The 11,986-nt window shown below is 65.9% G+C and carries 14 protein-coding genes; 2 read left to right on the forward strand and 12 right to left on the reverse strand.

From position 1 onward, the window contains the following. Positions 1-58 precede the first annotated feature (58 nt). From NX782_RS09610 to fliF, 6 genes are read right to left on the reverse strand one after another with little or no spacing between them, the layout of a single operon-like run. Entirely contained in the window at positions 59-1,309 is a 1,251-nt protein-coding gene (locus tag NX782_RS09610; protein WP_258845230.1) for a flagellar hook-length control protein FliK, read from the reverse strand. A gap of 11 nt (positions 1,310-1,320) precedes the next feature. Then, entirely contained in the window at positions 1,321-1,761 is a 441-nt protein-coding gene (gene fliJ / locus NX782_RS09615) for a flagellar export protein FliJ (RefSeq protein ID WP_258845231.1), read from the reverse strand. Positions 1,762-1,798: 37 nt separating this feature from the next. After that, the gene (gene fliI, locus NX782_RS09620) at positions 1,799-3,208 is read right to left on the reverse strand and encodes a flagellar protein export ATPase FliI (protein WP_370661781.1); all 1,410 of its coding nucleotides are present in this window, start codon (positions 3,206-3,208) and stop codon (positions 1,799-1,801) included. Continuing rightward, entirely contained in the window at positions 3,205-3,921 is a 717-nt protein-coding gene (locus NX782_RS09625) for a flagellar assembly protein FliH (RefSeq protein WP_258845232.1), read from the reverse strand. The genes fliI and NX782_RS09625 overlap by 4 nt, the downstream gene beginning before the upstream one ends. Beyond that, a complete protein-coding gene (gene fliG / locus NX782_RS09630) occupies positions 3,921-4,925 on the reverse strand; it encodes a flagellar motor switch protein FliG (RefSeq protein WP_258845233.1) in 1,005 nt (334 codons plus the stop codon). Before fliG ends, NX782_RS09625 begins: the two co-directional genes overlap by 1 nt. A 2-nt stretch (positions 4,926-4,927) precedes the next feature. Then, positions 4,928-6,601, reverse strand: coding sequence for a flagellar basal-body MS-ring/collar protein FliF (gene fliF, locus NX782_RS09635; RefSeq protein ID WP_370661782.1), 1,674 nt, complete (start codon positions 6,599-6,601; stop codon positions 4,928-4,930). Between the two features lie 215 nt (positions 6,602-6,816). Here fliF and fliE point away from each other — a divergent pair, with 215 nt between their 5' ends. Further along, positions 6,817-7,197, forward strand: coding sequence for a flagellar hook-basal body complex protein FliE (fliE, locus tag NX782_RS09640; protein ID WP_258845235.1), 381 nt, complete (start codon positions 6,817-6,819; stop codon positions 7,195-7,197). A 27-nt stretch (positions 7,198-7,224) separates the two neighbouring features. Here the strand turns inward: fliE and NX782_RS09645 are convergent, their stop codons facing one another. Continuing rightward, positions 7,225-7,986, reverse strand: a complete 762-nt coding sequence (locus tag NX782_RS09645; protein WP_258845236.1) for a flagellar brake protein — start codon at positions 7,984-7,986, stop codon at positions 7,225-7,227. Positions 7,987-8,129: 143 nt separating this feature from the next. Between NX782_RS09645 and NX782_RS09650 the strand changes: the two genes are divergently transcribed. Continuing rightward, positions 8,130-9,011, forward strand: a complete 882-nt coding sequence (locus NX782_RS09650; protein WP_258845237.1) for a PilZ domain-containing protein — start codon at positions 8,130-8,132, stop codon at positions 9,009-9,011. A gap of 20 nt (positions 9,012-9,031) precedes the next feature. On the opposite strand, the gene NX782_RS09655 is transcribed toward NX782_RS09650, so the two are convergent. The 5 genes from NX782_RS09655 to fliS are packed head-to-tail and all read right to left on the reverse strand — an operon-like array spanning position 9,032 to position 11,963. Continuing rightward, positions 9,032-9,790, reverse strand: a complete 759-nt coding sequence (locus tag NX782_RS09655; protein WP_308632893.1) for a flagellar brake protein — start codon at positions 9,788-9,790, stop codon at positions 9,032-9,034. After that, positions 9,778-10,134, reverse strand: a complete 357-nt coding sequence (locus NX782_RS09660; protein ID WP_258845238.1) for an EscU/YscU/HrcU family type III secretion system export apparatus switch protein — start codon at positions 10,132-10,134, stop codon at positions 9,778-9,780. Before NX782_RS09660 ends, NX782_RS09655 begins: the two co-directional genes overlap by 13 nt. Further along, the gene (fliK, locus tag NX782_RS09665; protein WP_258845239.1) at positions 10,127-11,179 is read right to left on the reverse strand and encodes a flagellar hook-length control protein FliK; all 1,053 of its coding nucleotides are present in this window, start codon (positions 11,177-11,179) and stop codon (positions 10,127-10,129) included. The genes NX782_RS09660 and fliK overlap by 8 nt, the downstream gene beginning before the upstream one ends. 11 nt (positions 11,180-11,190) lie before the next feature. After that, positions 11,191-11,523, reverse strand: a complete 333-nt coding sequence (locus NX782_RS09670) for a flagellar protein FliT (protein ID WP_258845240.1) — start codon at positions 11,521-11,523, stop codon at positions 11,191-11,193. A gap of 11 nt (positions 11,524-11,534) precedes the next feature. After that, positions 11,535-11,963 (reverse strand): flagellar export chaperone FliS, encoded by a 429-nt coding sequence (gene fliS / locus NX782_RS09675; protein WP_258845241.1) that lies wholly within the window; start codon positions 11,961-11,963, stop codon positions 11,535-11,537. Positions 11,964-11,986 lie beyond the last annotated feature (23 nt).

Genomic DNA, 11,986 nt, shown 5'->3' on the forward strand with positions numbered 1-11,986 from the left:
AAAGTGAGCAGGAGCAATGGTTGAAAAGAGGGGAGATCGGGGGCTATCTCGTTGTTTCTTAGGCGAAAGTGTCTACCATCCCGCGATCGCCCAGAACGGCGTGGCGGGTCACCGGGCGGACGCCGGAGTCCTCGGCCTTGCCGTCCGTATCGCCGCCGCCACGGCCATTGCCGCCGAAGCCGCCGCTGTTGCGTGCGGCCTGCTGCTGGGCCTGGCCGTTGTCCGGCATGCCGGCATTGACGGTGGCGTTACCCAGCGCGATGCCGCTCTCGCTCATCATCTCGCGCAGGCGCGGCAGGGCGTTCTCGAGGGCCTGGCGGACTTCTTCCTGGTTCGCGGAGAAGGTCACACTGGCCTGGTCGTTGCTCACCGACAGCACCACCTGCAGCGGACCGAGGTCCGGCGGGTTCAGCGTCAGCGAAGCGGTCTGCTCCTCGCTGCCGACCATGTAGACGACTTTCTGGCCGACCTGGTTTTCCCAGGCCTGGGTGCCGACCCGTGCGCTCAGGCCTTCCGCGGCGCCGGCTGCCGCCTGCACGGCTGCCATCGCGGCCGGCTGCGCCTGGGCCAGCGCGGCGACGGCGGCCGCCGGTTCGCGGGCGGCGGCGGTTTCGCGCGCCTGCAGCAGGCTGAGCTCCCTGGCGTCGAGCTGCGGTTCGGCCTGGCCCTTGCCAGCGGTGGCGGCCAGGGCCGCGCGCAGGTCGACGCCCGGCTTGCCGCCCGCATCCACGGCCGCGGACCTGTCGTCCCCGCCATGGGCGGCGTCCTTCGACATCGACTTCATCGCCGCCTGCAATGCGGTCAACTGGGCGGTGTCGCCGCGCTTGCCCTTGCCGGTGGCGCCGCCCAGGACGTCCTGGGCCTGGGCCGCGGCGTTGGTCGCGGCGGCGGCTTTGGCATCCCTGGCCGGCTGCAGGCTGGCCATCAGTGCCAGCATGGCGCTGGCCGGATCGCCGGCCTGGCCCGGTTGCGCATCGTCCTCGCCATCCTCGCTGTCGGTGTCGTCGCTGTCCCTGGCTTCGGCGGTCTTGTCGGCATCGGCCGGCTTGGCGGCTTCCTGCGATGTCGGCGCTTCGGCGCCGCCGTCGGGCTGGGCCGGCCTGTCGGCGGCCTGCGGCTTCGGTGTTGCCGTCTTCGGGGCGGGCGCGGGCGCCGGAGCAGGGGGCGGCGCCGGCTGGCGCAGCTCCATTTCGTTCGACAGCATGGCGCCGAAGCTGGCGCCGCCTTGCGCGCTGTCGCCGGCAAAAGCGCCGCTGCGCTGGGCCGGAGCGGTGGTGTTCAGCTGGATCGGAAGGGAATTGGTCTGCATCGTAGTCTCGTTCAGCGTTTCATGCGCGCGGTCCGGGCCGCGAAGTCGTCCATCATCTTCTGGTCGCGCTTGGTCTCGATGGCCAGCGCCTGCGCCGCCGCGCGTTCGTTCAGGGTGCGGTAGGAGAGGCGCTTGCGCTCGCTCTCCTGCAGCGCCTTGCGTTCCGTGTCGGCCTTGTACTGCGCATGCTTGATGACTTCCTGCTGGCCGTTGACCGCGTTGTCCAGCTTGCCCATGAAGGCCACGAAGTTGGCGTAGGCGAAGGGCGTGATGCCGTTCATCTGGGCCTGGTCCAGGCGGTCCGCATAATCCTGGCGGTAACCGAGCAGCATCTGCAGCTTCTGTTCCGCTTCCTCGACGGCCTTCAGCGCCGCGCCCAAACGCTTGGCGCGGTTGTCCGACTCGCGCTGGGCGAGGTCGATCAGGGTCTCGAGTGCGGATTTGTTGGCCATAATGACTTGCAGTATAGCGGCCGTTGCCGCCAATCAATCAGCCGAACAGAGAGGTCAATTCCCCCAAGCTCTGCAGCATGTTGGTGTTGTCATAAATTTCCTGGCACAGGAAGGCTTCGATGCGCTCATGCAGCTGGATCGCCTTGTCCAGAACGGGGTCGGTGCCGGGCACGTAGGCACCCACGCTGATCAGGTCACGCGAGCGTTCGTAGCGCGAGTACAGCTGCTTGAGCGTGCGCGCCGCCTGCTGGTGCTCGCGCGAGGTGATGCCGTGCATCGCACGCGAGATCGACTGTTCGATGTCGATGGCCGGGTAGTGGCCGGCCTCGGCCAGCCTGCGGTTCAGGACGATGTGGCCGTCCAGGATACCGCGCGCGGCGTCGGCGATCGGATCCTGCTGGTCGTCGCCTTCGGACAGCACGGTGTAGAAGGCGGTGATCGAGCCGCCGCCTTCCTGGCCGTTGCCGGCACGCTCCACCAGCACCGGCAACTTGGCGAATACCGAGGGAGGATAGCCCTTGGTGGCCGGCGGTTCGCCGATCGCGAGGGCGATTTCGCGCTGCGCCTGGGCGTAGCGGGTCAGCGAATCCATGATCAGCATGACGTTCCTGCCCTCGTCGCGGAAGTGCTCGGCGATGGTGGTGGCGTAGGCCGCGCCCTGCATGCGCAGCAGCGGCGGCGAGTCGGCCGGCGCCGCCACCACGACGCTCCTGGCCAGGCCTTCCTCGCCCAGGATCTGCTCGATGAATTCCTTCACCTCGCGTCCCCGTTCGCCGATCAGGCCGACCACGATCACGTCGGCCGTGGTGTAGCGCGCGATCATCCCCAGCAGCACCGATTTGCCGACGCCGGTGCCGGCGAACAGGCCGAGACGCTGGCCGCGGCCGACCGTCAGCATCGCGTTGATGGCGCGCACGCCCACGTCCAGCGTCTCCGAGATCGGCGCGCGTTCCAGCGGGTTGATGGGACGCGCGTTCAGCGGGCCCACTTCGAGGGTGTCGAGCGGGCCCTTGCCGTCCAGCGGACGGCCGGCGCCGTCGACCACGCGTCCCAGCAGGCCCCAGCCCACCGGCAGGTGGCGCGCCCGGTCCATCGGGCGGCGCCGCGGGTGGTCGACGCTGCCGGGCTTCGGCACGCTCGGTTCGACCGGGAACACGCGCGAGCCGGGCACCACGCCTTCGACGTCGGATTGCGGCATCAGGAACAGGCGCTCGCCCTCGAAGCCGACCACTTCGGCCTCGATGCGCGCGCCCGATGCGACCGGAATGGTGCAGGCGCTGCCCACCGCCAGCTTCAGGCCGACGCATTCCATCACCAGGCCGGCCACGCGCGTGACGCGGCCCGAGACCTGCATCGGCTCGACGAAATCGAGCACGTTGCCGCAGTCCTTCAGGTAGGACTTCCAGCGCGCGGTGTGGCGGTCGAGGCCTGCGCTTGCGATTGTCATCCCAGCCACTCCACGTCGCGGCCCAGCGCATGCGACAGGCGCTGCCAGCGCGCGGCGATCTGGGCGTCGATCTGGTTGCTGGCGGTGTCGATGCGGCAGCCGCCGCGCGCGATTGTACCGTCTTCGACGATGCGCCAGCCGGTCTTTTCCAGCTCATGGCCGATGCTGCCGCGGACGATCAGGGCGTCTTCCGGATGCAGGACCAGGAGGGCCGGCAGCTGCAGGGTCGGCAGGTAGTCGACCGCTTCGCGTACCACCGGCAGGATCAGTTCGGGGCGTACCTCGAAGGCGGTGCGCACCATGTTCTTCGCCAGGTGCAGGGCCAGTTCGAGCACGTCGGCGGCGATGGCTTCGTCGGCCTGCGTGACCGCATTGCCGAAGTCGGCGGCGATGCCTTGCAGATGGGTGAGTTCGGCGGCCGCCTCTGCGCGGCCCTGGGCCAGGCCGTCTTCGTAGCCGCTGGCGTGGCCGGCTTCATGGCCTTCCGCATAGCCCTGCCGGCGCGCCGCGTCGCGGATCGCTTCGAGTTCTTCCGGGCTGACCGTGGGGGGCGGCACGGCCTGCGCGCGCCGGGCGGCTTCGGCTTCGGCGGCTTTGGCGGCTTCGGCGGCTTCGGCCGCGCGGCGATTCGCCGCGACACTGGGGCGCTCGTCGCCGAAAGAGGTCATTTCCCAGCGTTTGAACATGGGCTGGAAGTCTTTTGAATTCACCATCAGACGAACGAGTCCTCACCTTTGCCGCCCAGGACGACCTGGCCTTCGTCGGCCAGGCGGCGGACGATCTGCAGGATCTGCTTCTGCTGGGATTCCACTTCGGACAGGCGCACGGGCCCCTTCGATTCCAGGTCTTCACGCATCATCTCGGCCGCACGCTGCGACATGTTCCTGAATACCTTCTCGCGCAAATCCTGAGAAGCGCCCTTCAGCGCAATGATCAGCATGTCTGACTGTACTTCGCGCAGCAATAACTGGATGCCACGGTCGTCGATGTCGATGATGTTATCGAACACGAACATCTCGTCCATGATCTTCTGCGCCATGTCGTTGTCGTAGTTCTTGATGGTCTCCATGACCGAGCTTTCCAGCTCGCCGCTCATGAAGTTGAGGATTTCCGCCGCGGTGCGCACCCCGCCCAGCGAGGACTTCTTGATGTTCTCGTTGCCCGACAGGAGCTTGGTCAGCACGTCGTTCAGCTCGCGCAGGGCGGCCGGCTGCACGCCGTCCAGGGTCGCGATGCGCAGCACCACGTCGTTGCGCAGGCGGTCCGTGAAGTGGGCCAGGATCTCGCAGGCCTGGTCGCGTTCGAGGTGGACCAGGATGGTGGCGATGATCTGCGGGTGTTCGTTGCGGATCAGTTCCGATACCGACTGCGAATCCATCCATTTCAGGCTCTCGATGCCGGAGGCGTCCTTGCCGCCCAGGATGCGGTTCAGCAGCACGGTCGCCTTGTCGTCGCCCAGCGCCTTGGTCAGCACCTGGCGGATGTACTCGTCCGAATCGAGGCCGACGGTCGACTGCAGGTCGACCCGTTCGCGGAAATCGGACAGCACCGCCGTCACTTCCTCATGCTGGACCGCCTTCATCTGCGCCATCGCCGCGCCCAGTTTCAGTACTTCGCGCGGGCCGAGGAATTTCATCACTTCCGCCGCTTCAAATTCGCCCAGGGCCAGCATGAGGATAGCCGCCTTGTTGACGTTGTCTTTGTCTTTGTCTGCCATGGTTATTCGGCGCCCAGCCATTCCTTGATTACGTTCGCGACGATGCGCGGGTCATTCTGCGCCAGGCTCTTGGCCATTTCCAGGTTGCTCTTGTAGATGATGACCTGCTTCTCCTGTTCGGCTTCGTGCGCCGCATGCAGCTCCGCATCGGGATCGGGTTCCGGCTCCGGCTCCGGTTCGGGCGGCATCTCCACCGCCTTGTCGAACTGCTTCATCACCGGCTTGAGCAGCGGACGCAGGATGCGGTACCACAGGAAGGCGATGACCATGGCAATGAACAGGTACTTTGCGATGTCCTTCGCCAGCGGCAGGTTGTTCGGGTCCTTCCACCATTCCGGCTGCGCGTCGGCCGGCTTGTCGACGCCTTCGAACGGCGCGTTGGCCACGTTCAGGCTGTCGCCGCGGGCCTGGTTGAAGCCCATGGCCTGCTTGACCAGCTCGTTGATCTGCGCGATTTCGGCGGCGCCGAGCGGCTTGACGACCACCTTGCCGGTCTTCGGATCGATGCTGCGGCGGTAGTTGACCACCACGCCCACGGTCAGGCGCTTGATGCCGCCCATCGGCTTCTGCTCGAAGCGCACGGTCTTGTCGACTTCGTAATTGGTGGTCGCGTTCTTGCTGGTCGGCGCGGAGGGCGTGCCTGCCGCCTGCTGGCCGGCCGGCGCGCCGTCGACCGGTGCGGTGGCCGCGCCCGGCGGCTGGTTCGACAGCGCGCCCGGGATGCCCGACGGGTTCTGGCTGCCCGGACCGGTCGACTCCGAAGTCTGCTGGCTGCGGATCGCCTGCGGTTCCGGCGGCGAGTTCGGCTTGTACATCTCGGCGGCGGTGTCGACCTGGGCGAAGTCCACTTCGGCGGTCGCCTCGGCGCGCACATTGTTCTGGCCGACGATCGGGGCGATGATCGACTCGACCTGCTTGACGATGTTCTGCTGCAGGGCTTCGACGTACTTCAGCTGGTTCGGGTCGAGCTGCCTGCCGTTGCGGGCAGAGGTGTCGGAGAGCAGGGTGCCGTTCTGGTCGACCACCGTCACGTTGGACGGGGTCAGTTCCGGCACCGACGATGCCACCAGGTGCACGATCGCGCTGACCTGGGCCTGGTCGAGGGCGCGGCCAGGCTGCAGGTTGAGCAGCACGGAAGCGGTCGGTTTCTGCTGGTCGCGCACGAACACGGACGGTTTCGGCAGGGCCAGGTGCACGCGCGCCGACGACACCGCCGATACCGCCTGGATCGAGTTGGCCAGTTCGCCTTCCAGCGAGCGCTGGTAGTTGACCTGTTCGACGAACTGCGAGGTGCCCAGCTTCTGGTTCTCGAGCAGCTCGAAGCCGACGTTGCCGGCGCGCGGCAGGCCCTGGGCGGCCAGCTTCAGGCGCACGCTGGGGACTTGTTCGGCCGGGATCAGGATTGCGGTGCCGCCTTCGGAAAACTTGTACTTGACCCCCATCTGGTCGAGCGAGGCGGTAATGGCGCCGCCGTCGCGGTCGCTGAAGTTCGAAAACAGGACCTTGTAGTCGGGCGCCGAGCTCCACAGCCAGAGCGCGGCAACGATCGCGACCGCGACCGCGGCGGCGGCGCCGGCGACGACACGCTTGCCCATCGGAGTTTCCCAATACTTCGGCTTGGGTTCGGCTCGGGCGCCGAGATCGTCGTCGAGAAGGGGTTCCGCTGCTGTTGCCATGGTGGGTGGTCGGGGATAAAGGGTAGTTGAACGCTATTATGAAGCCACAGGGCAACATTCAAACCCTCGAAAAAGGGGTTGTTTACGGCGCTGCTCGAAGGCAGCCCTTGCCGCGCCGCTGATATCCTGAAAGCCTGAATGAATATTTTCTTTTGGGGTCAGATCCCGGTTCACTCGAATGGGCTCTGACCCCAACTGACTGGAAAGAGGCGGACATGAATATCGGCGGAATCGACAGCAGCCGCATCGAGGCGATGATGGCGCAACTGAAGGCCGCGGCCGGCAAGCCGGCCATGCCGTCGGCGGCGTCCGCCCTGGCTTCCGGCGGCGTCGGCGGGATCGGCGGGATCGGCGTTCCGGAGTCTTCGTCGAAGGTCAGCTTTTCGGACGCGCTGAAAGCCCAGCTGGACAACGTCAGCAAGGTCCAGGACCAGGCCGAAGACATGGGCAAGAAGTTCGCCGCCGGCGACGATTCGGTCAGCCTGTCGGATACGATGATCGCGATGCAGAAGGCCAGCATCACCTTCCAGGCGACCGTGCAAGTGCGTAATAAACTGGTGTCGGCCTATCACGACATCATGAACATGCAGGTGTGAGCGCCGCTCGGGCGCTGGTGGCTGGGCCTATGCCAGCCCCGCCAGGCGGGCGTTGCGTTCGCGTTCCAGCCTGGTGATGTAGCGCTGCACCGCGCTCAGGCTGGCGTGTGGCATGTCGATGAACTGCATTCCCAGCCGGCGGTTGGTCTTGTTGTTCAGTAGCGGCACATCAAGGGCATAGCGGATCTGGAGCGAACCCGTCACCGGGCCGATGTCGGGCAACCCGATCACGCAGTTGTCGAAGGTCTGGCCGATGGTCGTTCCCAGCAGGCCCATATTGTCGAGAAGCGCGATGCCGCCGCAGCTGATGTCGGCCAGGGGCAGCAGCGCGTGGTCTTCGCTTTCGCCTTGTCCGGCCGGCAGCGGTATCGTGGCCAGGACCGGATGGGTGACCGGCGTCGTCATGCGGTAGAACTCCCTGCGCTGCAGGCGGACCAGGCTGGCCGGGAAGGTGGCGCGCAGGGCGGTCGAGCCATCGAAGGTGGTTTCGCTGATGCCTTCCACGGTGAAGAAAATGCGGATATTGTCGAGCGAGGTCTCGCACCTTGCCTTGCCGGCGGCGAGAATGCGTTCGTTCTGTTCGCGGCTCACCGAGCGGTCCAGGACGATCGTGCCGGTATCCGTGGCGACGTGCAGTAACGAGGTCAGGCAGCTGTGTGCTTCGCCCTTGATCGCCAGGCGGATCAATTGCTTCTTTTCGAACAGTTGCCGCATCAACGCTGCGATCTCCCTGCGCGAGTGGATTTCATAGTCGCGCCAGTTCAACTCGGCATCGGAAATTGCTTGCATTTTTAAATGCGGTCCCATAAGTACGTGTGAGTATATTATGCGACACAAATCGATATTCAAAACGACGAATAACATGGTGCTTCCAGCACTCTTCCTCAGCAGTATTGCGTTAGCGCAGTAGTTATGACACTATCGGCAACTCCATGGCCAAATTCATTTATCTCTCCGAACAAGAATTGAAGGTCGGGACGCCGTTGCCCTGGCCGATCTACCTGCGCTCGGGTGAACTGCTGGCACCGCAAGGTTTTGTGATCGACAGTCCGGCGGTGCGTAACCGCCTGCTGGACAAACGTCCCGTCCGCGCCGCCTTGCCGGGAGATCGGAGCATTGCTGCGACGCTGGTCGATGGGGAAGACGCGATGGCGCGCCAGCTGCGCGATCCGCTCATTCACCTGAAGCACAATGCCGAAGGAACGACGCTGACCTACAAGTTGCCGGGCGATTTCGAGCCGCGCAACGAGCAGGTCGAATTCATCGGCCGCATCCCGCAACAGGCCCTGATCGTCTCTGCGCCCCTCCTGCGCCTGGGAAGCGGCCAGGTCTGGAACGACTTCGAAGGTTTGCCGATCGCGGTACAGGTCATCTTCGGACGCAACCTGTGCGTCTTCAAGACTTCGCTGATGCGTTATGCCTCCTTGCCGAGTCCTCACATGTTCCTGCGTTATCCGACGGAAGCGGTCACCAAGCCCTTCCGCCAGGCGCTGCGGGTCGACACCCGCATCCCGGTCGTGCTGGCTGTCGAGGATGATCATACGATTCCGGCGGTGATCATGAATCTGTCGGGCAGCGGTTGCGCGATCGCGACCAACTTCGTGCTCGGCCAGGCCGGAACCCGGATGAAGGCATCGTTCCGGCTCAAGATCGCCCAGCAGAACCATCTGTTGACGGTGGCATGCACGATCCGCAGCGTCAAGGGCAAGCTTTCGCAACAGATGCGCTATGGAATCGAGTTCGACGGCAGCAACGACGCTGCGACCATGCTGACCATCAAGTCCTTCGTCTACGAGCACCTGGCCGAGCGCTGACCGCCGCGGCGGCCGGCGCCTCAGACCAGTCCGGCCATGCGCGCGTTCTGCTCGCGCTGGAGCTTGGTGATATAGCGCTGCACCTTGGCAAGGTTGGCGGGCGATATATCGACGAACTGGCAGCCCAGACGGTGGTTCGGCTTATTGTGGAGCAGCGTCATGTCGACCGAGTTACGGATCTGCAGGGAGGTCGTGACCGGTCCGAACTCGGGCAGCTCGATACGGCAATCCGGCAGGACCAGGCCGATCTGGTTGTTGAGCTGGCGCTTGTTGTCGAGGATCGCGATGCCGCCGCAACTGAGGTCGGCCAACGGCAAGGTCAGGGGAGCGGTTTCCCCGTTGCCCGCGACCGGCAACACGACCCGCACCGGATTGCTGAGCGGGGTCGGGATGCGGTAGTACTCACGACGCTGCAGGCGGATCAGGGTTTCGGGAACCGGGGCCTGCAAGGCCGTGCCGTTTTCATAGGCGGTCTCGCGCAGGTTCCGGACGCTGAACAGGATACGGATCTTGTCCAGTGAAGTCTCGCAATCGATGCCGCCGGCGGCCAGGATGCGGTGGTGCTGCTCGGCGTCGACCGAGCGGTCGAACGTCATCGTATTGCTGTCCGGATCGATTGCCAACAGCGAGGTAATGCAGGAATCGGACGTGCCCGACACGATCATCCTGACCAGCTGGCGCTGTTCGCTGATGCGGCGCATCAGGGCAAGGATCTCCCTGCGCGACTCGACTTCGTAGTCGTGCCAGTTTTCCGGTTCCATCTTGTTCATCGATTGCATTGACTTCCGCCGTCGTTCGTTGAGGTGAGTTGCATTGCTGCGACCGGCGGGCCAGGAAGTGGAGTTCCAGCTTGTTGCGCAGCCTCAATATGATATAGCCATGCCAACAGTTCCGCAATCGCGCGGTAAAGGGCGGGCGGGATGCGGCTGTCGAGATCGACCTGCATCAGCAGCGCCACCAGTTCCGCCGATTCGTGCACGAAGACCCCGGCCGCGCGCGCGCGCTCGATGATCTGTTCCGCTACCATGCCCTGTCCTTTCGCCACCACGCGTGGCGCGGCGTCGCCGGCCTGGTAGGCCAGCGCGGCGGCCGATTGGCGTTTGCCCGGAGTGGTATCAGTCATCCGCGTCCGTGCCGGTGGCAACCGCGAAGCCGGCCAGCGGAATGCCGGCCGCCGCCAGCGCCTCCGCCAGTCGGGGCGCATGCGTGCGCAGCAGGGACGTGGCGCCGTCGCCGGCGGTGAGGGAGACCGACAGCGTCTCGCCGCGCAGGACGAGCCTGGCCTCGAGTTCGCCGAGGTGGGCGAAACGCAGGCGCAACCCGCTCTGCCATGCCGGCTCGGGCGTGTCCGGTCCGGCATCCTGGTCGCGCGGCGGAGCGTCGCGGCCGATCCGCCATTCGAGCGGCAGGCCGGCTGTCAGCTGTCCTTGCCAGACGAGTTGCTGGTGTTCCTGAAGCGCCAGTTGCGGCGCGAGGTAGTTCGCAGCCGCGGCCTGGTCGGCGGGAGGGTGGCGCATCTGCGGCTCGGCGCCCAGGCTGTCCAGGCTACGCGCGCCGCCGGCCCATGCGGCCACGTGGGATTCGTAGAACAGGCCGCTGGACTCGAGCGCCTGGCGCAGGGCGGGCGCCAGGTCGCGTGCTGCCACCGCCTGGCCCGGCAGCAATGGGGCTGTGGCATGTACGACCGGTGCGCCGCCGGCCTGCGCGAGGGCGGCGCCGAGCAGGCGCGCGGCTGGGCTCAGCTCGCTGGTGACGCCGGGAGGCAACGCTGCATCCGCCATGGCGGACGGCGCCGATGCCGGCGGCGTGGCCGCGGCGGCGATGGTGGCCATGCCGCTCTTCGGGTCGGCACTCGCGTACAGCAGCCGCGGCGCCCCTGCGTCACCTTCGGCAAGCTGGAAGGTGGGGCGCGGATAGGCGCTCATCACGGTCAGCGGCAGCTCGGTGCCGGGCAGGGCAGTGGCCGGCAGCTGCATGCGCGCGGGAATGCCTGCCACCTCCACCAGCGAACTGCCGTCCGCCAGGCGCGCCAGCACTTGCACCGGCACTTTGGCGCCGAGCATGGTCTGCAGTGCGCGCTGGAAGGCTTGCTGGCGCGGGTCGCCGAGCGTCGCGCCGGCGGTGACGGCGGCTGGCGCGGCGACGCCGGGCAGGTCGAAACGGGCCACGTCGGCCGGCGTCAGACGGCGCCGTAGGCGCTGGCCAGGCGGCTCTGGGCGCGCGTATTGCCGATCAGGGCGGACAGCTGGGCCATCCAGGGCATCGTCAGGTCACGGATCGCGCGGTCGTCGGTCAGGATATTGCGGATGAGTGCGATCTTCCTGGTGCGCGCCGGACCGTGCATGGCAACCGTTGCTTCGTGTGCCTGCAGTATGCGCAGTTGGGCTGCGCAGTCGCGTTCCAGTTCGGTAAGACGGTCCCAGTCGCCGTCGCGCGCGGCGGCCAGCATGGCGGTGCTCAGTTGTGCCATCGATTCGTAGATGACAAGTACTTGTTCGGTCGTCGTCAGCATGCCATGTCCATTCAAATTGCCGAAGCCATGCGCGGCTGGGCCGGACGGGCATCCGGATCGATCGCCTCCCAAGCACTCTTGAGTTCGGTCAGCAGGCGTTGCACTTCCTCAATCAGCGCCGGCTGGTTGTTCAGGTTGGCCTGCAGGAGCCGGCTGCTCATGTATTCATACAGGGCGTCCAGGCTGAGTGCGATCTCGCCGCCGACATTCTTGTCCAGGCTGGCGCGCAGGCCGTTGTCGATGATACTGATCGCCTTCGAGATCGCCTTGCCCTTGGCGGCGATGTTCTTCGCCTTCATCTGCACCAGCGCGGTCGACAGAGCGACCAGTGCGCCATCGAACAGCATGGCGATCAATTTGTGGGGGCTGGCCGCCATCACGCCGGTTTCCACGCCCACGTTGGCGTACGCGTTGGCGCCGCTGCGCATTGAACCAAACATATCGAATTTCCTTTTGTTGTCTA

Origin of the sequence: Massilia norwichensis (assembly GCF_024753245.1) — a bacterium.
Classification (GTDB): Bacteria; Pseudomonadota; Gammaproteobacteria; order Burkholderiales; family Burkholderiaceae_D; genus Telluria; species Telluria norwichensis.

Coding starts and splice junctions, on each gene's coding strand:
- NX782_RS09610 (WP_258845230.1), bottom strand. CDS start 1,309: ATGCAGACCAATTCCCTTCCGATCCAGCTGAACACCACCGCTCCGGCC.
- fliJ (WP_258845231.1), bottom strand. CDS start 1,761: ATGGCCAACAAATCCGCACTCGAGACCCTGATCGACCTCGCCCAGCGC.
- fliI (WP_370661781.1), bottom strand. CDS start 3,208: ATGACAATCGCAAGCGCAGGCCTCGACCGCCACACCGCGCGCTGGAAG.
- NX782_RS09625 (WP_258845232.1), bottom strand. CDS start 3,921: ATGGTGAATTCAAAAGACTTCCAGCCCATGTTCAAACGCTGGGAAATG.
- fliG (WP_258845233.1), bottom strand. CDS start 4,925: ATGGCAGACAAAGACAAAGACAACGTCAACAAGGCGGCTATCCTCATG.
- fliF (WP_370661782.1), bottom strand. CDS start 6,601: ATGGCAACAGCAGCGGAACCCCTTCTCGACGACGATCTCGGCGCCCGA.
- fliE (WP_258845235.1), top strand. CDS start 6,817: ATGAATATCGGCGGAATCGACAGCAGCCGCATCGAGGCGATGATGGCG.
- NX782_RS09645 (WP_258845236.1), bottom strand. CDS start 7,986: ATGCAAGCAATTTCCGATGCCGAGTTGAACTGGCGCGACTATGAAATC.
- NX782_RS09650 (WP_258845237.1), top strand. CDS start 8,130: ATGGCCAAATTCATTTATCTCTCCGAACAAGAATTGAAGGTCGGGACG.
- NX782_RS09655 (WP_308632893.1), bottom strand. CDS start 9,790: ATGCAATCGATGAACAAGATGGAACCGGAAAACTGGCACGACTACGAA.
- NX782_RS09660 (WP_258845238.1), bottom strand. CDS start 10,134: ATGACTGATACCACTCCGGGCAAACGCCAATCGGCCGCCGCGCTGGCC.
- NX782_RS09670 (WP_258845240.1), bottom strand. CDS start 11,523: ATGCTGACGACGACCGAACAAGTACTTGTCATCTACGAATCGATGGCA.
- fliS (WP_258845241.1), bottom strand. CDS start 11,963: ATGTTTGGTTCAATGCGCAGCGGCGCCAACGCGTACGCCAACGTGGGC.